Origin of the sequence: Atopobium sp. oral taxon 416, from assembly GCF_018128285.1 — a bacterium.
Taxonomy (GTDB): domain Bacteria; phylum Actinomycetota; class Coriobacteriia; order Coriobacteriales; family Atopobiaceae; genus Olsenella_L.
Genome location: NZ_CP072380.1, coordinates 333,726 through 356,879, shown reverse-complemented (window position 1 = coordinate 356,879; position 23,154 = coordinate 333,726). Strand labels below are relative to the sequence as shown.

Annotated in this window: 22 protein-coding genes; 3 read left to right on the top strand and 19 right to left on the bottom strand. The window is 54.0% G+C overall.

Features of this window, described 5'->3' with window-relative positions:
• Window positions 1-43: 43 nt before the first annotated feature.
• The 13 genes from J4859_RS01830 to J4859_RS01770 are packed head-to-tail and all read right to left on the bottom strand — an operon-like array spanning window position 44 to window position 14,204.
• Complete coding sequence (locus J4859_RS01830) at window positions 44-1,111, bottom strand: NAD(P)-dependent oxidoreductase (RefSeq protein WP_212332290.1); 1,068 nt, start codon at window positions 1,109-1,111, stop codon at window positions 44-46.
• A 7-nt stretch (window positions 1,112-1,118) separates the two neighbouring features.
• Window positions 1,119-1,841: a 2-C-methyl-D-erythritol 4-phosphate cytidylyltransferase gene (locus tag J4859_RS01825; RefSeq protein ID WP_212335059.1), complete on the bottom strand. Its 723-nt coding sequence runs from the start codon at window positions 1,839-1,841 to the stop codon at window positions 1,119-1,121.
• Window positions 1,842-1,852: 11 nt separating this feature from the next.
• The gene (locus J4859_RS01820; RefSeq protein ID WP_212332289.1) at window positions 1,853-2,692 is read right to left on the bottom strand and encodes a phosphorylcholine transferase LicD; all 840 of its coding nucleotides are present in this window, start codon (window positions 2,690-2,692) and stop codon (window positions 1,853-1,855) included.
• A gap of 59 nt (window positions 2,693-2,751) precedes the next feature.
• Window positions 2,752-4,155 carry an oligosaccharide flippase family protein gene (locus J4859_RS01815; protein WP_212332288.1) on the bottom strand — a complete coding sequence of 468 codons (1,404 nt, stop codon included), beginning with the start codon at window positions 4,153-4,155 and terminating at the stop codon, window positions 2,752-2,754.
• Window positions 4,148-5,422, bottom strand: coding sequence for a hypothetical protein (locus J4859_RS01810; RefSeq protein WP_212332287.1), 1,275 nt, complete (start codon window positions 5,420-5,422; stop codon window positions 4,148-4,150). Before J4859_RS01810 ends, J4859_RS01815 begins: the two co-directional genes overlap by 8 nt.
• Entirely contained in the window at window positions 5,392-6,162 is a 771-nt protein-coding gene (locus J4859_RS01805) for an oligosaccharide flippase family protein (RefSeq protein ID WP_212332286.1), read from the bottom strand. Before J4859_RS01805 ends, J4859_RS01810 begins: the two co-directional genes overlap by 31 nt.
• Window positions 6,159-7,094 carry a glycosyltransferase gene (locus J4859_RS01800; RefSeq protein WP_212332285.1) on the bottom strand — a complete coding sequence of 312 codons (936 nt, stop codon included), beginning with the start codon at window positions 7,092-7,094 and terminating at the stop codon, window positions 6,159-6,161. Before J4859_RS01800 ends, J4859_RS01805 begins: the two co-directional genes overlap by 4 nt.
• The gene (locus tag J4859_RS01795) at window positions 7,087-8,505 is read right to left on the bottom strand and encodes a hypothetical protein (protein WP_212332284.1); all 1,419 of its coding nucleotides are present in this window, start codon (window positions 8,503-8,505) and stop codon (window positions 7,087-7,089) included. Before J4859_RS01795 ends, J4859_RS01800 begins: the two co-directional genes overlap by 8 nt.
• Window positions 8,492-9,895, bottom strand: a complete 1,404-nt coding sequence (locus tag J4859_RS01790; protein WP_212332282.1) for a glycosyltransferase — start codon at window positions 9,893-9,895, stop codon at window positions 8,492-8,494. The genes J4859_RS01795 and J4859_RS01790 overlap by 14 nt, the downstream gene beginning before the upstream one ends.
• A gap of 3 nt (window positions 9,896-9,898) precedes the next feature.
• Window positions 9,899-11,365 carry a sugar nucleotide-binding protein gene (locus J4859_RS01785; RefSeq protein ID WP_212332280.1) on the bottom strand — a complete coding sequence of 489 codons (1,467 nt, stop codon included), beginning with the start codon at window positions 11,363-11,365 and terminating at the stop codon, window positions 9,899-9,901.
• A 12-nt stretch (window positions 11,366-11,377) separates the two neighbouring features.
• Window positions 11,378-12,397: a dTDP-glucose 4,6-dehydratase gene (gene rfbB, locus J4859_RS01780; protein WP_212332278.1), complete on the bottom strand. Its 1,020-nt coding sequence runs from the start codon at window positions 12,395-12,397 to the stop codon at window positions 11,378-11,380.
• 4 nt (window positions 12,398-12,401) lie between these two features.
• Window positions 12,402-13,301, bottom strand: a complete 900-nt coding sequence (gene rfbA, locus J4859_RS01775; protein WP_212332276.1) for a glucose-1-phosphate thymidylyltransferase RfbA — start codon at window positions 13,299-13,301, stop codon at window positions 12,402-12,404.
• Between the two features lie 3 nt (window positions 13,302-13,304).
• Window positions 13,305-14,204 carry a glycosyltransferase family 2 protein gene (locus tag J4859_RS01770; protein ID WP_212332274.1) on the bottom strand — a complete coding sequence of 300 codons (900 nt, stop codon included), beginning with the start codon at window positions 14,202-14,204 and terminating at the stop codon, window positions 13,305-13,307.
• Window positions 14,205-14,719: 515 nt separating this feature from the next.
• Here J4859_RS01770 and J4859_RS01765 point away from each other — a divergent pair.
• Complete coding sequence (locus J4859_RS01765) at window positions 14,720-15,211, top strand: hypothetical protein (protein WP_212332272.1); 492 nt, start codon at window positions 14,720-14,722, stop codon at window positions 15,209-15,211.
• Window positions 15,212-16,056: 845 nt separating this feature from the next.
• On the opposite strand, the gene J4859_RS01760 is transcribed toward J4859_RS01765, so the two are convergent.
• Window positions 16,057-16,233 carry a hypothetical protein gene (locus J4859_RS01760; protein ID WP_212328833.1) on the bottom strand — a complete coding sequence of 59 codons (177 nt, stop codon included), beginning with the start codon at window positions 16,231-16,233 and terminating at the stop codon, window positions 16,057-16,059.
• 476 nt (window positions 16,234-16,709) lie between these two features.
• Here J4859_RS01760 and J4859_RS01755 point away from each other — a divergent pair, with 476 nt between their 5' ends.
• Window positions 16,710-16,952 (top strand): hypothetical protein, encoded by a 243-nt coding sequence (locus tag J4859_RS01755; RefSeq protein WP_212332270.1) that lies wholly within the window; start codon window positions 16,710-16,712, stop codon window positions 16,950-16,952.
• A 390-nt stretch (window positions 16,953-17,342) separates the two neighbouring features.
• Window positions 17,343-17,990 carry an IS30 family transposase gene (locus J4859_RS01750; RefSeq protein ID WP_212332268.1) on the top strand — a complete coding sequence of 216 codons (648 nt, stop codon included), beginning with the start codon at window positions 17,343-17,345 and terminating at the stop codon, window positions 17,988-17,990.
• Window positions 17,991-18,162: 172 nt separating this feature from the next.
• On the opposite strand, the gene J4859_RS01745 is transcribed toward J4859_RS01750, so the two are convergent.
• From J4859_RS01745 to J4859_RS01725, 5 genes are read right to left on the bottom strand one after another with little or no spacing between them, the layout of a single operon-like run.
• Complete coding sequence (locus J4859_RS01745) at window positions 18,163-18,996, bottom strand: GntR family transcriptional regulator (RefSeq protein ID WP_212332266.1); 834 nt, start codon at window positions 18,994-18,996, stop codon at window positions 18,163-18,165.
• A gap of 24 nt (window positions 18,997-19,020) precedes the next feature.
• Window positions 19,021-19,962, bottom strand: coding sequence for an ABC transporter ATP-binding protein (locus J4859_RS01740; protein WP_212332264.1), 942 nt, complete (start codon window positions 19,960-19,962; stop codon window positions 19,021-19,023).
• Complete coding sequence (locus J4859_RS01735; RefSeq protein WP_212332262.1) at window positions 19,962-21,041, bottom strand: ABC transporter ATP-binding protein; 1,080 nt, start codon at window positions 21,039-21,041, stop codon at window positions 19,962-19,964. Before J4859_RS01735 ends, J4859_RS01740 begins: the two co-directional genes overlap by 1 nt.
• Window positions 21,042-21,046: 5 nt before the next feature.
• Window positions 21,047-22,039 (bottom strand): ABC transporter permease, encoded by a 993-nt coding sequence (locus J4859_RS01730; RefSeq protein WP_212332260.1) that lies wholly within the window; start codon window positions 22,037-22,039, stop codon window positions 21,047-21,049.
• A gap of 3 nt (window positions 22,040-22,042) precedes the next feature.
• On the bottom strand, window positions 22,043-23,029 hold the full coding sequence (locus J4859_RS01725) for an ABC transporter permease (protein WP_212332257.1): 987 nt from the start codon (window positions 23,027-23,029) through the stop codon (window positions 22,043-22,045).
• Between the last annotated feature and the right edge of the window lie 125 nt (window positions 23,030-23,154).

Here is a 23,154-nt window from a genome sequence, read left to right as displayed (position 1 = left end):
GACAATCTGACGGTCTTATCGAGAATGCTTGACACCGTTGTCGTCAGTCTATACAGTCATCTTCCTGCTCAGTCATGTAAGTGCCCAGCTGACGGAAAGAGCTTGTAAGCGAAATCTTAGGCTCCCAGCCGAGTCTACGGAGTTTTTTGGACGAGAGCCGCAGATGTACGTCGGGCGCGTAGCCAGCTGAGTTCTCCCCGTCCACATCGATGACAACATTGGAATGTCCGTCGCCCAGCACATCAGCGGCCAGTTGTGCCACCTCACGAATAGTCCCATGCGACTCCTCATTGGCCACATTGTAAGCTTGCCCGGCTTCCCCCCTCGCAAGCAGAACGAGGAGTCCGGCCACACAGTCAATTGAGTTCACGTAGTTGCCTTCAGATAGGCCTCGCGTCCTAAGCACTATGTCCTCGCCCGCCATGGCTGACCGGGCGAACTGCGCGAAGGCACGGTTCTCCCCCGGCAGTACACCCGCTCCGAAGGTCTGTGCGAGGCGAGCGGAGCACGCCTGCGTCCCATACTGGCTGGCATAGGCTGCACAGAGGCACTCGCACATACGCTTAGACTCAGGGTAACAGGTACGGGGGCTTGTGAGATCAATCCAGCCCAGAGATGACTCGTCGGCCACCTGCCCCTCTACAAGAGTTCCATAGACTTCCATGGAGGAGAGGTACACCAGACGAGCATCCGCGTCACGAGCCAGTCCCAACATGGCCTTAGTACCGTTCAAGGAGGTGCGAATAACGTCTACGGGCCTCTCGACCATCACCCTGGACTTGGTCACAGAAGCCGCATGTAATATGAAATCTGCGCCATCTAACTCAGCTAACTCAGGAGCCTCACCTTCCGCGAGGTTGCAGACAACTATGCGAAGGTCGCCCAGGGATGCATAGTCTCCGAGGATGTCCTCCGCTTTCTTTCTATTGCGCACTACGGCCACGACCACGCACCCCAGGCTAATATTCCCGTCGGCTAACAGGAGCGCCTTGCAGACGAGCGAGCCTATAAGCCCCGTGGCCCCAGTCACCACGACCGCCTTGTCTCGGAAGGGCTCGAGGAGGGCGCCGTCTAAGTCGCCCAGAAGATTGTCGAGTATCTCTGACCTCATGGTTCCCCTATATCCCATAGATCTGCCGATTCTCTTGAGCATTGAGGATAGCTTGCAGCAGGAAGAAGTCATCCGGCGTCGTTACCGTCATGTTCTCATCGGGCCCCTCAACAGGCGTGAGGTGTACGCCACGCTCGAACATCATCGAAGCTGAGTCGATGTAGTCACATCTACCACGGCCAATGGCGTCGCGATGAGCGGTCAGAAGCTCATCCAACCAGAAGCTCTGCGGAGCACGCGCCAGTTCCAATGCCGAACGGTCCGGTATCGAGACGACATCCCTCGATGCATCGCGCATGAGCACAGTCTCCTTGGCGGGCACGCAGGTGACAGCGGAGCCCGTCCTCTCAACAGCCTTGATATTAGCAGTAATTGTCTTTTTATCGATGAGTGGACGCACGCCATCATGGACAAGAACAACGGCTCTTTTACCGTCCGCATTACGCTCTGCCTCGCAGAGGCCCTTGTATATCGACTCTTGCCCTGTAGTCCCGCCCGGTACCACAGCAGTGACCTTGCTCATACCGTAACTGGCCAGCAAATCGCGACAATAGCCGAGCCAATCGGCCACGCTCACGACCACAATGGAATCGATGCAAGGGTGCTCATGGAAGTGGCGCACCGTACGTACGATAATGGGTTCCCCGTGTACCACGAGGAACTGCTTGGGCGTATCTTTGGAGCGCATACGCGTCCCTACACCCCCAGCAAAAATAACGGCAATTACCATGTATTTCAACGTCATCGCCTCACAATCGCATAGAAATGGTGTCCCACGCGTTCTGGCTCGGGAGGCAGCTGCATATAGTCACCATAATCAGCGGTAAGAATCTTATCGTAGCCAACAGGGACAGAGACCTTCATGTCCTCGAAGGTGACGTCATCCACCTTGGAGAAAAGCTTTGAAGGATAAATCTCCTCTAGCGCCCAGTCCCACTCAAGGCACGCCACAAAAGTCGATTCGTCAAAGGAGAGCTTCTTCGACATCTCAACCACACGATTTGCCCACTTACTGGCATCTCCAAGCATCGTCGAGTGGATTTTCTTGAAGGTGCGTTTCAACGCGCCATTCTCACGGTTGTTATAAGAAAAATCTCCCGCCTGGAGGTACTTGTGACTGGCTTTCATACACTCAACCTTGTGTTTTCGTGCCCCCTCCAGCGTGTCTCCAGCTCCGTCCATCGGATATACATCAACAAACGCACCGAGGTCAGGTACCTCATCTCCGTACTCACCGACCATCCTGTAGGTAGTGTCGCTCACCCGCGTGATGAGGAAAGGCAGCGTCGGCGACCCGTCACCGCGTAGGGCAACCAGGGGCCGCAGCTCGTCAGAGTGCTCCGCAAAGTATGCCAGGAATCGCTCGTAGTCAGGTCTCGGCATGGCTATATCCAGATCGTCGTCCCAAGGGATAAATCCGTGGTGCCGAATGGCGCCTATGAGCGTTCCGTACATCACCCAGTACCTGATACCCTCAGCCCGGCAGATAGCGTCTATGCGCTTCAGTATGGCCAGCGATGCCAGCTGGACCTCACGCAGGGAAAGCTCGCCCTTCACGCACGGAACTTGTTCCTGTAACATTGCAATCACTCCTCAGATCTCGGGACCCGCGTCCACCATATCAATAGGCAGCAGGAAGCCTATGACGCTCGCAGCTTCTGCACCGTCTCTGTCAGTTCCTGTCGGAACACCGCCAGGAACACCGTGTAGCTTGCTGTATACACGGCAAACGCCGGCACCGCTGGCAGCAAGTATGCCACAGCTATGTACTCCACCGTCAGTGCTAGTTCTACGACCCCAATCTTGCTCGCAGCCACACTGAGGAGCCGGTTCATATATAGCTCAGACCACACGCTTCTCACAGCTATTACAAAAGTCATCGTCGCTATTACCGCGAAGACCGATTTCACCACATACACCGCCAACAATGTCAGCACGAGCGACGCCGCAGCAGCAACCGAGTTTACGACCAGCATCGTCCGCTCGCGCCGTAACACGTTGTAGTAGGTCACACCAGTTATGTTGTACTTACTATCGAAGACGCATATGGGCAACAGAAAAATCAGGTACACGAAAGTGTCCGCGTAAGCGGGAAGCCAGAGCGACAAAATCCACGCCAGCGGGAAGTAGAACGCGTAGGCCATCGGAAAAAGGAGGCCCATCGCATCCCGTGCGGCTTTATAGAAGCCTCGGACCTCGCCCCCACTCGCCTGGCGCAGCGACGGGAAAAGCACCATCGAGGCTTGGCTCACAAAGGCGAGGAAGAAGCTCACCAGAGAGAGCGCCAACGAGAGACGCCCGAAGGTCTCGATACCCCACGCTGCGTCAATGAAGAAACGACCGATGCCCAGTATCAGCATGCTCATGATGTTGGCTAGCATCATGGGAAATCCTATCTTGATGCTCTCCCAGCTCAACTCTGCCGCTCGGCGCATTCCCAGCCAAGAGGCCTTCCAAAAGTCGTGCAGATTCCAGGCACAGTAGGCCAGCTGCACTACAGTCGAGGCCGTATAGGCGAAGACGTAGGGGTAGAAGCTATCGACCTTCATCACCAGGAATACAAGCAACGGTACCAAGAAGGCCAATCGCTCAATGATGGTCGAGTAGGACGACTTCTTGGTCTCGTTCATACACTGCAGCTCATTCATCATGAACGTAGCCAGATTCTGCAGCACCAAGTAGATGGCCGTCATCACAATGACGAAGGTGCGCTCAGCACCCGCCCGTAGAAAAGTCGAAAGCAAGACGATTACCACGGCCATGATCGTTTCGTAGAAGGCTCCGAAGAGCATCTGACTCTTGATGGAGGCCTTGTCCATCTCCTCACGCGTCTGCCCACCCGTGGCCAGATACACGCCCGAAGAGAGCCCAAGATGGAAAAAGCCAACATAGCTTACGTAGAAGATGTAAAGCTGCCAGTAGCCGTACTGCTCTACACCCAGCAGCTTAGGTACCAGTAAAGTTTGCAAGACGGACAGCGATAGGCTCACGCCTTGAGCCAAGAAGGCCACTGACATGTTCTGCAGGATATATCGTTTATTCATGCGTATTGCCCTCGTACGTCACACAAAGCTTGCAGATAACCCAGATGATGAAGACACCCCAAATTACAGGAGTAGCAAAGTAGGTATTCTGGAAAGACTCAAAGAAGATCTTCGAGCCAAGAAAGGTATAGACTAAGAGAGAACCCCCCGCGCGCGCGTTCTTTCTGCACTTCGTAAGTACGGTGTAGGTGAGCCACACCATCACTAACACTGGGAAAAACCCGAAGATACCGTAGTCATACCAATAGGTCCAGAACGCCGTGGGCACGGTGGCGGAACTCGTCGTAACGATGCGGTTTGCCACGTCTTGCGTGGTCGATATATCGAACACGTTGTCGATCTCGAGCACGCCAAACCACAGCGATGCAAAGCTGTAGAACCCGAGTGGGTTCGGGTTCGACACATCGTACTTGAGCCGCATATTGAGGTTGTTATAGGAGATTGGGAAGTATCCATAGTAGACTGCCCCAACGTTACCGAGAGGACCCGTATAGCCTATCGAGTCACCATAGTCAAAGCCAACGGCGCCGTTCCTTATCGTGCGCTCGTTCGTGAGCTGTACGGCGTACAAAACCAGACTCACTGCCATTACGCAGACAACGAAGACCCCGACGATTCTGCGAACCTTAACGTAAAGGATATTGCGCAAACACTTGTGAGGTGACGTAGAATACATGACCGCTGCCATGACTGCGAGCGCAAGCAGGACCTCGAATGAGACCATGCGGGCATTTCGTGTGAGGATTGGCAAAAGGACGATGGCGGCAACATAGAAAAGATAGCGCTTCCTATGCGTGTTTCTGAAGCAGATAAGGTCGAGAAGGGCAGGGACAGCAAGATTCCTAGTCACAAAGGAGACCACGGGGAAGGAGGCAGTGTGCACATCCACCCCATGCAGCGCTGGGGCAAACTGCCCAGAGAGGAGATATGTCTCGAGGACGTACAGAAATAGGAACACGATGTTGATGCCATCGAGGTAGCGAACGGACATCCGCGAGAGCATGTTGCTCGTACTATCGGGGAGGGTCTCATCCGCCACCAGAGAATAGACTATCATACTGAGGTTGACCAACAGGAAGATGATGTAGAAGTTAGGGCTGACAATAGGGTCAATGAGGATGGACCAGTCAGCGAAGTAGAGGACAAGCGGCAGGACGACACCAACAAGCATCAGACTGTTGATGCCGTATATCTTGAAGCGCTTCCGCCGGAAGAAGACGGTCAAAAGCCATACTGCTAACGTTGCCCAGAATGCCGCTTCAAGCATGGGCACCTCCTTTGGTTCGTTACATCCAAGAAACGACCGATGCCCAGTATCAGCATGCTCATGATGTTGGCTAGCATCATGGGAAATCCTATCTTGATGCTCTCCCAGCTCAACTCTGCCGCTCGGCGCATTCCCAGCCAAGAGGCCTTCCAAAAGTCGTGCAGATTCCAGGCACAGTAGGCCAGCTGCACTACAGTCGAGGCCGTATAGGCGAAGACGTAGGGGTAGAAGCTATCGACCTTCATCACCAGGAATACAAGCAACGGTACCAAGAAGGCCAATCGCTCAATGATGGTCGAGTAGGACGACTTCTTGGTCTCGTTCATACACTGCAGCTCATTCATCATGAACGTAGCCAGATTCTGCAGCACCAAGTAGATGGCCGTCATCACAATGACGAAGGTGCGCTCAGCACCCGCCCGTAGAAAAGTCGAAAGCAAGACGATTACCACGGCCATGATCGTTTCGTAGAAGGCTCCGAAGAGCATCTGACTCTTGATGGAGGCCTTGTCCATCTCCTCACGCGTCTGCCCACCCGTGGCCAGATACACGCCCGAAGAGAGCCCAAGATGGAAAAAGCCAACATAGCTTACGTAGAAGATGTAAAGCTGCCAGTAGCCGTACTGCTCTACACCCAGCAGCTTAGGTACCAGTAAAGTTTGCAAGACGGACAGCGATAGGCTCACGCCTTGAGCCAAGAAGGCCACTGACATGTTCTGCAGGATTGCATGCTTATTCATAATCTTGCGTTTCTGAACAGGGTCAGTATAAGGTCAACGAGCATCCCCTTGGTGCTCACATATCGTGAATGACCACTGAGGACTTTCCCCAGCTGGTCAAGTCGTCTCGATTCCAAAAGCCCCTCCCGCGCGTCAAGCCACGCGCGGAAGTTCTCGAGCGTCTCCTCCTTCTCTGGTGTCAAGCACCCGAGGTCACGAGAGAACATCTCCATCTTATCAACTCGAGAGAGAAGGTCCCTGATATCGGCAGTCCTCGCCTCGCGGGTCATCTTCTTGCGAGCAGAGGCATTCCCCTCATGCCGTCGAAACCGCACCAAGGGCTTGCGATAGAGTGCTAGCGATCCCTTGGACTCAGCAAGCATCCACAGGACGGCATCATGGGCCCAGCTCTCGTCCCAGTAAGGCTCGACTTGGCCGATGAAACTACCGCGTACGCAGTAGGAGCAGCCCGGACGCTGCACGTACACCGCATGGTTGTCCACCTGAACGGCCTCAATACGCCCATCACAATCACAGAGTGTCCCCCGCATATCTGTCAGCTTTTGCGAACCCTCCTCGTAGAAGGGCTCGACGTCACAGGCGAGTAAATCAATGTCAGAATGGGTCTCCATGACCCCCACCATGCACGCGACCTTCTCGGGAAGCCAGATGTCATCCTGATCGCAGAGGAACACATAATCCCCAGAGGCCCGGCGGATCAGGTCATGGAAGTTCCGCTTCCAACCCCTGTTCTCCGGATTTACCGAGAGAAACCAATTGTTCAGTTCGCGCTCGCAAATGCAGGATCGCACAATCTCGGCCGTTTCGTCGGTTGAACAGTCGTCCGAGACGAGTACTTCGTCGAAAGGCAGCGTCTGCGCAACCAGCGAATCAAGCTGATCACGTACATATCGTGCCCCGTTGTAGGTGGAGAGGACAAGGCTATTAAACACTAGCAATCCCCTCATATCTGATTTTGTAACCGCTATTTCGCATCGAATCAAGCATCAAAAGCGTGTAGATTAGGTAGCCAACAATAAGAGAGCTGAAGTCGTACATAAATGCAAAGCAGAAGACCGCCAGTACCAATACTCTGTAATCATTGCTGCATCGGCTAAAAAACATGCCGAACATGTATAGATATACAAGACCTCCAACAAGCCCACATCCACCAAAGACGCAGGCGATGTCAGATTCGATTGCCCAGCTCCTACCACTCTGCATGTAGGCATTAAGATACTGCCAGAAAGGGCCATCCGGATCAGAAAGCAGCACACCAGATGATCTTAAGCCAACACCGAAAAGTGCCACGAATGGATTCGTGGAGATGAGCGCTTGTAAGACCCAAGGTATATACATCACGTGCCTGTAGGTTCCATCTGTACCTGAGGTGTTAAATCGGGCCAGCATCAGCCCGAAACGAGAAATAACAATATCCGAGTATCGATACAAGAAAAAAATAATGATTACACTAATCGCAAGGACTATTGCGATATTCCTAACTCGCAGGTGCGAGCGTTTTTTCTGTTCGCTCAACGAGGCTTTAATCCGTCTATAAACATAGACCGCAATTACAACTACCATGCAAACAACAGTTGCACGCTGTACACTCAGCATGGCGGCCATAATGTAAACGACTCTCATGAGTAATGAACGGTCGAGTACAAGGCCCACAACAAGGAAGAGTCCTAGAAAAGCTCCATCCGATGTGGTACCAGTGAGCCGCAATTCAGTTCGAATGTGAGTGGCGTCTCCTGCATTATAGGTAGTTAGCCAGTCGTTAGTATTGGTGAGGTGTAGCAAATCGCCAAACACAACCTGGCTGATATTGACGCCCGCGATAGTGTAGAGAAGGAGCTGCAGTATTCCCCATATGCATTCGAGTCTGCACGCCCAGACAATTCCCCATCGAAGGCGATCTCGACCATCTGGAATATTGCTATAGCACACTATGAGAGGAATGATACAGATGGTGTATTCGACGCAGTAGGTAATGTGGTCGGACACGTAACCTTTCAAATCAGCGTAAGAGAGAAGCAACGAATAAAGGTAGGAAAAAAGACCCAGACAAACGAACCAAAAAAGAGATTGCTTGTATGGAATCCTAAGGCTGGCACCGTACTTCACCGTGACATAGATGATGAATGGAAGTTGAAGGGCAACAGGGACAGATATGCCCAGGAACTTCGCCCCAATGAAAGTAGACGATAGCGTCGAAAGAATTATGAACGCGGAAAGTACCGCTGTGTCGTCGCCGAAACGAGCATTGGCAGACTTACGACAAGTCAAAGAGTGCCTTCCTCCAGAACCGACGAAGGAAGGCGGCAAGGCCTCGCATGGCATCAAACCTTTAGCATTGTCCATAATTCACCGTTCCGGTCATCAGTAAAAAAAGAACCCTTAGCGCAGGCTCGTAACCATCCACCACATACGACGATAGGGGATATCGAGCAACAGTCTCCCGACACCCGCCCGTGTCATAAGTCACTACGGACGTGCCACAAGCCTCGGCCTCTAAGTTGACAGTTGGATAGTTGTCCTCTACCGTCGGGTTGAAGAGCACATCCACTGCGCTGTAGATAGCCGCCAGCTGCAATCCATTCTGTGTCTTAGGCATCAGAATCATGCGACCCCCCCTCGCGAGTTTTACAATGGTGACTTCCAAGCCCGAAAGATCCATGGGAATGGTCACAGTCTTGGCCGGGTCAGCTACCTCGGCACAAGCTGAACCCTCAACAACGACAGCGTCGGCACCGCATGCTTCCGCCTCGGCAACATTCATCCCAAAGGTTTCCTCCGCACTCGGATTGAGGAGGACGTCTCCCGCCGTATAAGCCTTCGCGAGTTCTTCTTGACTCTCCGTACGCGGCAGGGCCACAATGTTCTCTGCCTCGTGCTTAATCTGCTTGATCTGTTTCTCAGAAAGCCCAACGAGAACGATAGCAAAGCGTTCAGAGTCGAGATCATTCGCCAATCGCACGAAGTCTTTGAGGCCCTTTCGTTCACTCCACTTGGAAGCGACACCAAGTACGACAAAGCGATTTCCCAGTCCGTATCGCTCTCTGAAGTCAGAGGGCGTCGGCTTGAAGATGTCCGTGTTGATGGTGTTGTGCACGACCTCCACATCGTATTTGGCAAGATAGCTCTGCTTCACAAGGTCAGCTAGCCACTGCGATGGTGTGATGAGCTGCACCCGCTCGGGAGGCAACATTGTGAAGAGCTTCCTCTTGTGCTCGTAGGACCATTGCACGGCAGCGTCACCCGCAATGGTCTCCGGGTACTCCCGCTTCTGGGGACAAGATGCAGCGAACGCACAACCATTCTTCCACTGGTCACACTTTACATAGGTGAAGTGGGTGCAGTGACCTGTAAAATCCCAGCAATCATGGAGAGTCCAGATGACCTTGCAACGATGGCGAGCAAGCCACTCGAAGAGCATCTCCACATTGATGTAATAGCCAGTGAGCACGTGAAGATGGACGATATCGGGATCAATCTTATCAAGCTTTGAAAGCAGACGCCGCGTGATTCCCTTAGAGTGGAAACCAGGCCTACCGTCGAGGCGTGTCAGCCCGCCATCCAGGCATACCTCGGGCAGAGACGCAATCCTCTGCATGTGTTCATCCTGCTCATGGTCACCGCGTGCCCAAAAGACCCAAGACTCGTTGCCGTTGGCGATGAGCTCCTTGTGCTTCTTGAATACGATGTTTTCTGCCCATCCGCCAGAGTAGGCGTTTATCTGTACGTATTTCATTTTCTAACGGCTCTCCAGAAGTGAAGAAAGGTATTTCGTGAGCTCTTCCTCCCAGTCGGGCATGTGGAAGCCTGCAGCCTCGAGCTTGGCGAGCGAAAGGGCAGAGTGCACCGGCCTGAGGGCTATGGGTCCCTTAGCGGATGCGTAGTATTCCTTGGTGGAGACGGGCACAACAGCACTGCCGTTGCCGTGCCTCTGCTGGAAGACGGCACGTGCTATGTCCGCCCAGCTCTTCACAGCCCCCGATCCTGTGCAGCCGTAGGTGCCATATGCCACATGGGTGTCCAGAAGATGGAAGATAGCTGCCGCCATGTCACGCGTGAAGGTGAGACGTCCCAGCTGGTCGTCCACGACGGTGACGTGGTCAAGGGTATCATCGGGGTCTGCGCACCTGTCGGAGAGCGAAGCCATGGTCTTCACAAAGTTGTGACCGTCCCCTATGACCCAAGAGCTCCTCAGGATATAGTGCTTCGGACATCCTGCGACGGCGAGGTCTCCTGCTGCCTTGGACTGGCCGTAGACGGAAAGCGGGCTGAAGGGCTCTGTCTCCGTGTGGGGCTCCTTCGTCCCGTCGAAGACGTAGTCGGAGGAGATGTGAACGAGCACGATGCCATGCTCTGCACAGGTGCGTGCGAGCAGGGCCGGGCCTTGGGCGTTCGCCTCCCAGCAGGAGACGCGGCCTTCTGGGGTCTCCGCCTTATCCACCGCTGTCCAGGCACCGCAGTTGATCACGGTACCATAGAGGTCCCAGTCGTACTCGGAGTAGGAAGAAGGATCCGAGAAGTCGAAGGTATCGATATCACAGAAGTCGAAGGAGGTGAGGAGGCCCCTGCTCTCGGCGAGCTGCCGCACGGCCCGTCCCAGCTGTCCCCTGCATCCTGTCACGAGCGTCCTCTTCGGGACCATGGGGACGACATCCTTGAGATACGGATGGTGGAGGTCTGCCTCGGAGAGTATGGCTTTAGAGAGCGGGATGGGCCACTTGATAGCAAGATCGGGGTCCGCTAGGTTCACGAAGGTGTAGGTGCGCTTGAGCTCCGCCGACCAGTACGCATCCACGAGGTAGGTATAGGCCGTGCCGTCCTCCAGGGCCTGAAAGGAGTTGCCAACGCCTCTCGGGACATAGATGGCACGGGAGGGATCGAGCGTCGTGGTGTAGGCCTTCCCGAAGGTGGCAGAGCCGGCCCTGAGATCGACCCATGCGCCAAAGATGGAACCCGTGGCGACGGAGATGAACTTGTTCCATGGCTCCGCATGGATGCCACGCGTGACGCCCCTCTCCGCGTTGAAGGAGATGTTGTTCTGCACGACATGGAAGTCGGGGATTCCCAAGTACACCATCTTGGCCCTCTGCCAGTTCTCCTTGAACCAGCCTCTCGAGTCTCCATGCACGGAGAGCTCCACGACCTTGAGGCCGTCTATGTCGGTCTCGTGGACTTCAAGATCTTTTTCGAATGCGAACTCAGACATGTACCTGTCTCCCTACTGCCCTTGCTCGGAGTACTTACGCTCGGTGGCCTCCTTGGCAGGGCGCCACCAGCTCTCATGCGTGCGGTACCACTCTATGGTCTGGGCAAGGCCTTCCGCAAAGTCAGTGTGGACGGGCTTCCAGCCGAGCTCTCGCTCCAGCTTCGTCGGGTCGATAGCGTATCTCCTGTCGTGGCCAGGGCGGTCACGCACCCAGTCGAAGGCATCCTCCGTCTGGCCCATGAGGGAGAGGATCTCGCGCAGGACCTCTATGTTGCTCTTCTCACCGTTGGCACCTATGAGGTAGGTCTCGCCTATCTTCCCCTTCGTGAGGATGTCCCAGACGGCGCGGGAGTGGTCCTCGGTATGTATCCAGTCGCGTACGTTCTCGCCCGTGCCGTAGAGCTTGGGGCGTATCCCACAGAGGATATTTGTAACCTGGCGCGGTATGAACTTCTCCACATGCTGGTAGGGTCCGTAGTTGTTGGAGCAGTTAGAGATTGTGGCGCGGATCCCGTAGGTCCTCTCCCAGGCACGGACCAAGAGGTCGGAGGATGCCTTTGTGGAGGAATACGGCGAGCTTGGCCTGTACGGGTCGTCCGGCTCGAAGCGGCGCGGCTCATCGAGTGCCAAATCCCCATACACCTCGTCCGTGCTGATGTGGTGGTAGCGAACATCGTGCTTCCTTGCCGCCTGCAGCAGCCTATAGGTCCCCACAACGTTTGTCTGCACGAAGGGCTCAGGGTCTGCTATTGAGTTGTCGTTGTGGGACTCCGCTGCATAGTGGACGATCGCGTCGTGTCCGGGGACCAGCTGGTCCAGCAGCTCCGCATCACAGATATCCCCCACGACGAGCTCCACCTGCGATTCAGGAAGTCCCGCAATGTTTGCAGGGTTCCCTGCATAGGTGAGCTTGTCGAGGACCGTGATGTGGCACTCCGGATGGTTCTTCACCACCCAGCGCACAAAGTTGGAGCCTATGAAGCCGCAGCCGCCCGTGACGATGATATTTGTCGGCTCGAAGATATCTGGCATTGATCTATCCCTTCCTGCCGTCCGGCACGATACCGCCCTCGGCGACGGCCATAAGGTGCTTCCCGTAGTTGCTCTTGCCGTAGCGCTCCGCGCATGCAAGGAGGCTCTCCTTTGAAATCCAGCCGTTCTCGTAGGCTATCTCCTCAGGGACGGAGACCGGAAGATCCTGGGCGCGCTCCACGGTGCGCACGAACTCGCCTGCCTCGTAGAGCGACTCCATAGTGCCAGTGTCGAGCCAGGCATAGCCGCGCCCCAGCGTCACGACGTCGAGCGATCCGTCCTCGAGATATATCCTGTTGAGGTCAGTGATCTCGTACTCGCCACGCGCCGAGGGGACGACCCTCTCTGCGAGCTCCGTAACTCTCTCGTCGTAGAAATAGAGGCCCGTTACGGCATAGCTCGACTTGGGATGCACCGGCTTTTCCTCGATGGAGACTGCATTGTAGCTAGTGTCGAACTCCACAACGCCGAAGCGCTCGGGGTCGTCCACGCGGTATCCAAAGACCGTGGCGCGCCCCTTCCCGGCGTTCTCTGCGGCCCTCCTCAGATGCCTGGAGAGACCGTTGCCGTAGAAAATGTTGTCACCCAGCACGAGGGCGCAAGCATCCCCTGAGACAAACCCCCTCCCGTAGTGGAAGGCGCGCGCCAGGCCGTCGGGCTCGGGCTGCTCCACGTAGGAAAGGCCAATCCCGAACTGGCTGCCATCCCCCAGCAGTCTCTCGAAGTTCGGGAGGTCCTGTGGGGTGGAGATGATCAGGATGTCCCTGATCCCTGCCAGCATAAGCGTGCTCAGCGGATAGTAGACCATCGGCTTGTCGTAGACTGGCAGAAGCTGCTTGCTCGTGACCGTAGTGAGCGGGTAGAGCCTCGTGCCGGAGCCGCCTGCCAGGATGATGCCTTTCAAATCCTATCGTCCTTCCGTCATGTCTTTGCGGGCAGCTTTTCGCCCGGCTCTGTTTCCGAGAAAGCGAGCCGTGCAATCGGCGCCGAATGCGCAGAGCTCGCCGATATGTCCGCTGCGAAGAAGCTCACCTGCTACATGAGTCGCAAGCTTCTTGCCGTCGCCAATCTCCGATGTACCCATCAGGATGTCCTTGTTTTCTTCCAAGAACTTCCCGATAGCGAAATTGCGCGAGTACTGCTGTTTCGGAGTGAGATTGTGAGAGTGGTATACCTGCGCATCAGCCGCATAAGCTACATGATAGCCATCTACAACGAGTTTTGCTGCCATGTACATATCTTCGCTCATCATAAGTTCTTTGGCAAAGCCGCCGCATTCCAGATAAGCAGAACGCCGGTAGGCTGAGCAAACATCAGAAATGAAGAACGTCTTGATTCCGTATATCGGCAGATCATCCTTGCCACGAACGAAGGACTCTTCTGGGTAGTTAAATCCTCGCACCAGACGCTCGAAGCAACGTGCATCAGCCTTAGGCAGCTGCCTGCCAGAAGATACCGCAACTGCTTCATCCTCGAAGGGTGCAAGAATGCTTGCAACATATCTGTCATTAGCCGGAACCGCATCCTGTGTCATGAACAGCACAAAGTCGCCAGTCGTCCATTCGCGCAACGCAAGGTCTCTCGTTCCGCCATGGCGGAAGTCCTTGCGGTCGATTGAGTGCACGGATACCTGATCATGCTTTGCTGCAAAAGCTGCGGCCTTCTCAGCTGTTCCATCGTCAGAGGATGAATCAACAACCACAATTTCATCGATATGGCGGGTCTGACTGCACAGCTTTTCCAGCAAAGCGACAATCTCAGACTCTGCATTCAGTGTAGGAATGACAAGCGAGATGGCGTCACTCATCTTCCACCTCGCGCAGACGCCTGGCGCATGAACGACTCACACCACATCCATCCGTACAAGCATCATTGCAAGCATATCCGCTACCTTCCTGAGAGGACAGAAGAACCTCGATATCTATAACGCCAGAAAACATATGCCTCGCAGACTGGTCCACCCATGCAGCGGGAGCAATTCGCAAGCCAGCTTCCATATGAACGGCACAGCGATTTGCTTGTTTGTTTTTAAATACCAGCTAGAAGAATTATAGGCCAGCATGGCAATTAAGCCGTTTCCATATCATGTCTGCACTTGAGCTACACAAAACGCCACAAAGATTATCGTGGCCACATGCCCAAAGTGCCTTTATGCCAAGACACATCATTCTGCTGCTGCATCCCGGGACTTTGACACTTAGCCGACAATCATCGAACTAATTCAAGCCACAAATTTCTGGATCTACCTGGGATTTGTGGCTTTTCTTATGCGTCGGTTTATGGTAGATGTATCTGTGGTATTTGGTGTCAGTTGCATGTGGATTGGGTAAAGATATGAAGGTTCAGCTAACAAGGACCAAGGCCAGCGAGACCTTCTATATAGCCAAGACCTATCGGGACAGGAGGACCGGCAGGTCCACCTCAAAGATCGTAAGGAGACTTGGGACCAGATCCGAGCTCGAGGGGATGCTCCCCTCGGGCACGGACGTGATGGGCTGGGCCAGGGAAGAGGCAAGGCGGATGACAGAGCAGGAGGGCGAACTCACCCGCAAAGTCACTATCTTCTATGACCCCACAAGACAGATAGAGGCCGGCAAACGACGTACGTTCAACTGTGGCTACCTCTTCTTGCAGGATATCTACACAGCACTCGGGCTTCCTGAGATATGCAAGGGCATACAGTCGCGAAGCAAGGCCGAATATGATCTGGACTCGATCCTGTCCAGACGATCTGGACTCGATCCTGTCCAGACTCATATACGGACGTGTGATAGAGCCCTCGTCCAAAAGGGCGACTGCACAGTTCGCACGTGAGCTGACAGAAGGACCCTCCTGCGATGTCCACCACATCTGCCGGGCACTTTCTGTGCTGGCAGAGAACTTGAAGCAAATTGAGCCCTGTCAATATAATGGACAGAGGAATCTCAGATTTTTTATGCGGTCTGCATCACCTTTGGATCGTATGTAAGGCCTCTCTCGAAGCGCTCGAAGAACTCCTGCATCACCTCTGCCGGTACGCGATCTCCTATGGACTTATGCGGGCGGAAGCGGTTGTAGTACGACTCGATAAACTCGTGTGCCTTGTGCTTGGTCGTGGATGCATCCGAGAGGCGCTTGTGGTAGTACTACTCGTTCTTGAGCGTGGCGAAGAAGGATTTGGCTACAGCATTGTCGTGGCAGCTTCCGGTTCTCCCCACGGAGAGCCTCACGTCGTGTACGGCTGAGCAGGCGGTCAGCTCTGAGCTTATGTACTGGCTGCCTGGGCTGCTTAGAATATGGCCCCTCCAGCCACGTATCCGCGCGAATATGCCATCTTCAGGGCAAAGACGACAAGCCCTGCCCTCATGTTGTCCTGTATGCTTCAGCCCACCACCATGTGTGTGCACAGATGGTGCGCGACGGTAAGATATATAAAGCCTGCCGTGGTCTTGAGATAGGTTGTATCACCCACGAGCTTGGCTGTCGGCACAAGACACGAAAAGTCGCGCCGGGTGAGGGCGGGGCGCTCGGGGGTATCCGGTGCGGGCAGTATCGTTCTCTTGGAGGCATTGGATCAGATACCGCAGATGCCTAGCTTAGCCATGCACCTGCGCACACGGTAGCGGGTCGTGCCTGTAAATTTTGCGTAACTTCGGGTCACCTGTGAGCTTGGATCAGACCTAGCAAAAGCTAAAGCGCCTGTCGCTTTCCTCCCATATCGCGCAGATGGCTTCCTTGATAGGACCCCATAGGTCCTCGCCGCCTTTGGCCTTGAGCCATCTGTAGAAGTGAGCCCTGCTCACCTCCAGTACGCGCTCCATCATCGAGACGCTGTAGGTTGCCCTCTTCTCCAGCATGAGCTAAAACCTGTCCTTCGTCAGAGGCTTCCGGCGAAGAAGGCTGCCACTTTTTAGGAACTTATTCTCGCTTTCGAGCTCGTGTATGCGCCTGTTCACTGCGTCGAGCTGCTTGTGCTCGTCGGTCCTTTCCTGGGTGACCCTTTTGGTCTTTGAGTGCTTGATGATCCAGTCGTTTAAGGTCTTGTCGTTGACCCTTAAGCTTCGCGGCGCATCCTCTGATGCTCTTCTTCGGGTTGGCCTTACGTGCCTTCCTGTAGTAGTCGATGGCCTCGAGGCAATACTCCTTCAGTGTAGTGTTTGGGTGTCCCTGGCTTCGTGCGGGACTTTGCCTTCTCTATCTCGCTTGCGCTCACTGACATCTCATCGCTTCAATCTGCTGGTGTTGGTAGGTGGGTATCTGGACAGAGCATATCTGTTGCCAGTCCCTGAATCCCACTGTCCACCAAAAGATTACAGCTCAGAAGAGCTGACAGATGCCCTTTCAGGCATCATCGACAGCTTATGGGTCGCCACTGACGACCATGCAGGATATGCGCGCGTGGCTCTCCTCGCCTGGGGTCTTCAAGCACACGGCGAGCGTGGCGAAGAAGGCCGTGCACGGCGAGCTCGGGCTCGTCAATGCGATGCAGCGAAGGCTGCGCGAGTTCCTGCTTTTCTTCCATGGGGTCTTCTACGAAGTGGCTGGGGCACTTGTCTTGCCTGCTCTATGGGCTTAAAAACAACGATGTGAGGCTCTCCTGCAGCCGCTTGGGCACCTGCTGCGATAGTGCCGTGGCGAGGTCTTTCTTTGCCACGGCGGATTAGCATTCTAAGTGCAACAGGATAGCCCGCTGAATGCAAGCATGGCACACTTCGGAAGGCTACGATGTTGGTTGTCTCAATCAACGTCGAAAGCTGGAAGGAATGTGCCACTACACACATCTTAGCCCACAGGAGAGAAACTGCATAGCCAAGCTGCGTGGCACAAGGGAAGGTCAATTGCCTATATCGCGGCAGAGATCGGCAAGGACAGCTCCAGCGTCTGCCACAAGCTCAAGAGGAACGCACGGCACGGACGCTTTAGGGCATGTACTGCCCAAAAGGAGGGCGGATGAGCGCCGCAGGAGATGCAGGGCGAAAAGGCGGCTTTCAGACCCTGCGCTTACGCAGAAGGTGCGCTTACTCATCATGGACAGACACTGGTCCCTGGAGGAGATAGACTATATCTCAGGCTCGAGGGTGGCGGCAGGTGCGTCGTTGAGCCTGCCGACTATTCTTACCGGCAGGTCCAAGCCGCCACCCTCGACCTGCCGGGATCCGGCCCCGAAGGCCAGGTGCGGCACCACCTGCGCAGGAAGGGGAAGAGGATCGCAGCAAGAGGCCTAAGACCAAAGGGCAAGATCAAGATCTTACACAGCGTAAAGGAGAGACCAAAGCAGGCCGATGCGAGGTCTTGCCTCGGAGAGTGGGTAGACGACACGCTCGTGGCAGCGGGACCCGTGTGCCTGCTCGTGCTTGCCGACAGGGCAGTGAGGCTGCTTGTCGCAAGAAGATGCCACCACGACAGCGGGAGTGTCTCTAAGGCTGAGGTCGGGCTGCTACAAGGACGTCCCCTCGAGACGCTCACGCCTAAGTGGGGCAAGCAGCTCGCAGGGCATGCAGGGCTCACAAAGGCCTTGGGAGGCGTGCAGTTCTACTTCTGCCACCCTCACCATCTATGGCAAAAGCCGACAGTTAAGAACACCAACGGGCTCCTGCGCAAGTTCTTCCCTTAAGGGCAACGACTTCAGCAAGGTCACGGATGAGGAGGTGCAGCATGCGGTGGAGCTGATCTGTGACAGGGCGAGGAAGGTCCTGAAATACAGGACAGCCAACGAGGTCTTTAAGGAGATGTTGCACTCAGCTTGACAATCTGCCGTCCGAAATATTGACACAGGTCAGGCACAGCTATACGGCTGATCCTCCAACTGTCAGAGAGAACTCCTTGCCTTGGTTGACAACATGTCCATCACGATCGACTTCGAAGTGATACGAAATCCTATCCGCCCGTACGATGCTCTTCGAATAGTGCATCGGGACTCCATTGGCGCAGTACATCTTCTTGCGCAAAATGAAGAGGGGGGATCCGACAGGACACCTTAAGAGAGTTCCTTCGTCTCCACGCGCCGTAGAGGCATCCAGTGTAAGACTCTCCATCCCAAACTTATACTGATAGTGCTCGTCTACAAGTTCATAGAACGACGTGTCATCATGCAGGAGATCAGGAAGATCAGGGAAGCGTTTCGCCGAAACAAAGAGATTGTCAATTGCCATCGGGAAGTTCTCTTCGAGGATTAGACGACGTATGTAGTACACCTCGGCTCCAGGAGCTATCCCAAGAAGCTTGCCCAAATCTGTATCTGCATGTTCGACACTTTTCTCAAGAACCTTATGAACAGTTCGTTTTCCGGTGCTCGACATATCGCCAAAGCCGCGTTCAGGTGCTGGCTGTGCACCGAGTATGTGCTTGGGCACTGCAACGAACGTGCCACGGCCACGGACCTTGTTTAAGAGGCCCTCTTCCACAAGGTCCTGCACAGCCCGCCGTACCGTGATGCGGCTCATGCCAAACATATCGCAGAGTTCCTGCTCTGTGGGTATGCGCTCTCCTACGCCGTACTTTCCATCCAGAATTGCCTGCTTGAGCTCTGTCTCAAGCTGGAGATACAGAAGCCCATTGGTATTGGAATCGAAGGTATGAGATCTCGCTTCCTGCTCGTGCCCCTGCCTGATGCTATTCACATATCCTCCCGTGAGAGAAGAACTTCAATTCACCCATTGAGTAAGCTCATCATCTGTACCCAGTACAGCATGTCCAGTAGCCACCAGATGATAGCAGCCCTCCTCGTATTTTATACCAAGGTCATCCTTGTCATATGAGAGAGGCTTTCTCATGCGCTCAGTGATGGGATTGAGACGTGGGATTGCCGATATCAATGACTTTGTATAGGGGTGGATAGGATTCCTGAAAATCTCATCAGTGGTCCCCTGCTCCACGATATGGCCCAAATGCATGACGGCAATATGCTGAGAAATGTAGCGGACCATAGACAGGTCGTGTGCAATGAAGAGATAGGCAGTTCCCGTCTCCTCCTGGATATCTTTCATGAGATTGACGACCTGAGCCTGGATCGAGACATCAAGTGCCGATATGGCTTCATCGGCAATGAGAAGCTTCGGGTTCATAATGAGGGCTCTCGCAAGGCCGACCCTCTGTCGTTGTCCGCCTGAGAACTGACTGGGATAGCGGTTTGCCTGCGAGTGCGAAAGACCGACACGATCCATCATCTCGAAGACCTTCGTCTCCCGTTCTTTGAGATTCATATGTGGAAAATGAGCGTCCAATCCAGTTGCTATGGTATCGATGACCTTGTGATAGGGATTGAGCGAAGCCATGGGATCCTGAAAGACCATCGACATGTCAGTGCGGAGCTTTTGCTCCACATCAGGCATCAGCCTGCCTGATATATCCATCCCCTCGAACGTGATAGATCCCGATGTAATGTCATCGAGCCGGATCACTGCCCGACCCGTTGTAGATTTTCCGGAACCGGACTCACCTACCAGCCCAAAGGTCTCTCCTGGGTAGATATCAAACGAGATGCCGTCGACCGCTTTGACGATGTGTCCACCAGGAATCTCGAAATACTGCTTCAAATCGCGTACGGACAGGAGGGCCTTCGTGCCATCATTCTTCGTCTCGCACATCACTGCTCTCCTTCCCTGCGCATCGTAGCAATACGCTGCTTCAGCTGTTCAGGCATCTCGACTCTGGGCGCTCTTGGATCAAGAAGCCATGTCGCCGCCCAATGCGTATCGCTTACCTTGAATGCAGGTGGTTCCTGAACAAAATCGATATCGAGTGCATAGGGATTGCGCGGTGCAAACGCATCTCCGACAATCTCATTCAGAAGGTTGGGTGGATTGCCTTTGATGGTGTAGAGGCGCGTATCCCTGCTGGCAGTAACTGACGGCATGCTGGACAGCAGCCCCCACGTATAGGGATGCAGGGGATTGAAAAAGACATCCTCAGTTGTTCCGGCTTCGATGACTTTCCCTGCATACATCACATTCACATAGTCAGCCACTTTTGCGACAACACCCAGATTGTGCGTGATAAAGATGACCGCGATATCGAGCTTTCTTTGGAGCTCCAGTAGTAACTCGAGTATGCGTGCCTGGATGGTCACATCCAAGGCAGTGGTCGGCTCATCGCAGATAAGAAGATCTGGATTGCAGGACAGTGCAACAGCAATGACAACACGCTGACGCATGCCACCTGACAGCTGATGGGGATAGCTCTTCAAGCGTGCTTCCACATCAGTGATACCGACCAAAGAAAGAAGCTCCGCACAGCGTTCATGCAGCTTGTCTCCATGCAGATCGGTATGCCCTACGATGCTTTCTGCCAGCTGCCGCTCGATGGTCATAGTTGGATCGAGAGAAGTCAGCGGGTCCTGGAAGACCATAGCGATATGGCAGCCTTTGAGCGATGTAAGCTCCCGGTTTGAAAGCTTCATAAGATCGACTATCTTAATACTGCCATTGTCTGCTGTATAGGTAAACTCAATCGTTCCGGACTCAACAATCTCGTTATGCGACCTGATGCCCATAACCTGCTTGACGGTAACTGTTTTGCCTGAGCCCGATTCCCCAACAATAGCGACAGTTTCGCCACGGTATACATCGAGATTGACACCTCTGACAGCATGCACGATGCCATTTGCCGTCTTGAACGACACTTTGAGGTCGCGCATTTTCAGAACCTGCTGCCGTGCATTTCCCATGCTCGTCACGACCTTTCCGGATCGATAGCGTCGCGAAGCCCATCGCCGAACAGATTGAATCCGAGCATGAGCACAGCAAGCACTACAACAGGAGCGACTACCTGATACGGGAAGATGGTCGCTGCTTTGTAGCCATCATTGATGAGCGTGCCCAGTGAAGCTGTGGGTGCTGGCACGCCCAGACCGACAAACGCAAGGAAGGCTTCAAGGAAGATTGCGTTCGGGATGCTGAACATGAAGGTGACCACAATCTGCGCAAGTGTATTGGGAAGTATCTCCTTGAGGATGATGTCATGCGGCTTCACGCCCAAGGTTCTTGCAGCCAGCACAAACTCCTGATTCCTGAGCTTGAGCACCTGAGCACGCACGATGCGGCTCATGTCTATCCATCCTGTAATGAAGAGGGCTATAACAATGTTGCCGAGACCAGGCTGAAGCACCACAATCATCAGAGTGACGATGACAAGCTGCGGAATGGAGCTCAGAATCTCGCAGATTCGCTGCATGACCAGATCGACCTTGCCACCAAAGTATCCGCTCACAAGTCCATAGACGACTCCGACTGCCACATCGACTATGACGGCAACCAATGCGATGGCCAAGCTAATGCGCGTGCCGCACCAGACTCTGGTCCAGATATCGCGTCCCAGCGAATCTGTGCCGAAATAGTGGTAGGCATCTTGAGCGTCACAAGTAGCATAATAGTCGACTTCATTGCGTGTGCCATCAAAGATTCCAAGCTGTTCAATACCAGGGATACGTGGAGGCAGGTTCGCCTGAGAGGAATCCACATCGTAATAGGTATAGGGGCTCAGCATAGGGCATATGATAGCGAGCAGAATGATCAGAAAGATAATGACAACGGCGACAGTTGCACCCTTATTTGCGAGAAAGCGATTGATGGTCTCTCTCGCAAATGAGTAGTTTGTATATTCGCGGTTGTCTGCCTCTTCATGAGATGCTGTGCTCAGTCGGAACAGGTCATTAGTGGTTTCCATGCGCTATTCCTCTCCAGTGATACGGATGCGTGGATCGATAACCACATAGAAGACATCGACCAGCAGCATGGCAAGAATGAACACCACGCTATAGATGAAGCTGATTGCAAGGACGACATTGTAGTCGTTCGACTGGATTGCAGTGATATAGAGGCTTCCCAATCCTGGAATCGAGAATATCTTCTCGATGACTAGCGATCCTGTCATAAGGCTCACCAACAGCGGTACAAGCACCGTTATCACGCTGATAAGCGTGTTCCGCAGCGCATGATGCAGGATGAGCTTCCCCCTCGAAAGGCCCTTCGATTCAGCGAGCAGCATGAAATCCGATTCCATGATGCTTACCATTTCTGAACGCGTATAGCGCTCGACACTGGCGAGAGTAAACATCGAAAGCGCGATCACAGGCAGAACTGACGAGATGAAGGGATGCGTTGAATCGAAGATCAGAGGAAAGAGCTTTGCCTTGAATCCAAGGAAATAAGAAAGCGCCAGCGCAAAGACGAATGACGGCAGGCTCACACCGAGAACAGCAATGATAGTTGCAGCTGTATCCCAGCCAGTGTGCTGTTTCAGTGCCGCAATAACGCCGAGCACCAGGCCAACAAGCGCTCCCAAGATACCGGCTTCGAGACCAATGGAGACGGAAGTCCAGATTCTGGGCCCGACCATTGCCGAAATAGGCATATTGATCTGGATGTTATAGGACACACCAAAATCGCCATGTAACATATTAGCGATATAGATGAAGAACCGTTCAAGTAGAGGCTTATCAAGCCCATAATACGCCTTAAGCGCGGCTATCTGATCGGACGACAGCTTCTCCTCGTTGTTGAATGGAGATCCTGGCATGAATGACAGCAGCAAGAACAGGATGAAAAGGATGAGGAACAGCGTAATCGCTGCTATGCTGAGTCGTTTCACTATATAGCGTCCCATGCCATTACGCCTGACAAACTTTCTCTCCTGTTTTATGGCTCTAGCTGTCATGAAGCCCTCCTTGCATTTATGCCGAGATGCTCAACGCTCCTGGCAAACCGCAATGCCCCTCTGCAATAGCTAGCGAGCAGTAGCAATCAATCTGCTCTGCCCGCCAGCATGATCCGGCAGATTAT

Excerpts from the sequence above, each read along its gene's own strand:
- J4859_RS01725 (WP_212332257.1), bottom strand. The coding sequence starts at position 23,029 with ATGACAGCTAGAGCCATAAAACAGGAGAGAAAGTTTGTCAGGCGTAAT.
- J4859_RS01825 (WP_212335059.1), bottom strand. The coding sequence starts at position 1,841 with ATGGTAATTGCCGTTATTTTTGCTGGGGGTGTAGGGACGCGTATGCGC.
- J4859_RS01795 (WP_212332284.1), bottom strand. The coding sequence starts at position 8,505 with ATGGACAATGCTAAAGGTTTGATGCCATGCGAGGCCTTGCCGCCTTCC.
- J4859_RS01750 (WP_212332268.1), top strand. The coding sequence starts at position 17,343 with ATGCAGGGCGAAAAGGCGGCTTTCAGACCCTGCGCTTACGCAGAAGGT.
- J4859_RS01815 (WP_212332288.1), bottom strand. The coding sequence starts at position 4,155 with ATGAATAAACGATATATCCTGCAGAACATGTCAGTGGCCTTCTTGGCT.
- J4859_RS01830 (WP_212332290.1), bottom strand. The coding sequence starts at position 1,111 with ATGAGGTCAGAGATACTCGACAATCTTCTGGGCGACTTAGACGGCGCC.
- J4859_RS01820 (WP_212332289.1), bottom strand. The coding sequence starts at position 2,692 with ATGTTACAGGAACAAGTTCCGTGCGTGAAGGGCGAGCTTTCCCTGCGT.
- J4859_RS01730 (WP_212332260.1), bottom strand. The coding sequence starts at position 22,039 with ATGGAAACCACTAATGACCTGTTCCGACTGAGCACAGCATCTCATGAA.
- J4859_RS01785 (WP_212332280.1), bottom strand. The coding sequence starts at position 11,365 with ATGTCTGAGTTCGCATTCGAAAAAGATCTTGAAGTCCACGAGACCGAC.
- J4859_RS01740 (WP_212332264.1), bottom strand. The coding sequence starts at position 19,962 with ATGTGCGAGACGAAGAATGATGGCACGAAGGCCCTCCTGTCCGTACGC.
- rfbB (WP_212332278.1), bottom strand. The coding sequence starts at position 12,397 with ATGCCAGATATCTTCGAGCCGACAAATATCATCGTCACGGGCGGCTGC.
- J4859_RS01810 (WP_212332287.1), bottom strand. The coding sequence starts at position 5,422 with ATGCTTGAAGCGGCATTCTGGGCAACGTTAGCAGTATGGCTTTTGACC.
- J4859_RS01805 (WP_212332286.1), bottom strand. The coding sequence starts at position 6,162 with ATGAATAAGCATGCAATCCTGCAGAACATGTCAGTGGCCTTCTTGGCT.
- J4859_RS01790 (WP_212332282.1), bottom strand. The coding sequence starts at position 9,895 with ATGAAATACGTACAGATAAACGCCTACTCTGGCGGATGGGCAGAAAAC.
- J4859_RS01735 (WP_212332262.1), bottom strand. The coding sequence starts at position 21,041 with ATGGGAAATGCACGGCAGCAGGTTCTGAAAATGCGCGACCTCAAAGTG.
- J4859_RS01770 (WP_212332274.1), bottom strand. The coding sequence starts at position 14,204 with ATGAGTGACGCCATCTCGCTTGTCATTCCTACACTGAATGCAGAGTCT.
- J4859_RS01755 (WP_212332270.1), top strand. The coding sequence starts at position 16,710 with ATGCCCTTTCAGGCATCATCGACAGCTTATGGGTCGCCACTGACGACC.
- J4859_RS01760 (WP_212328833.1), bottom strand. The coding sequence starts at position 16,233 with ATGCTGGAGAAGAGGGCAACCTACAGCGTCTCGATGATGGAGCGCGTA.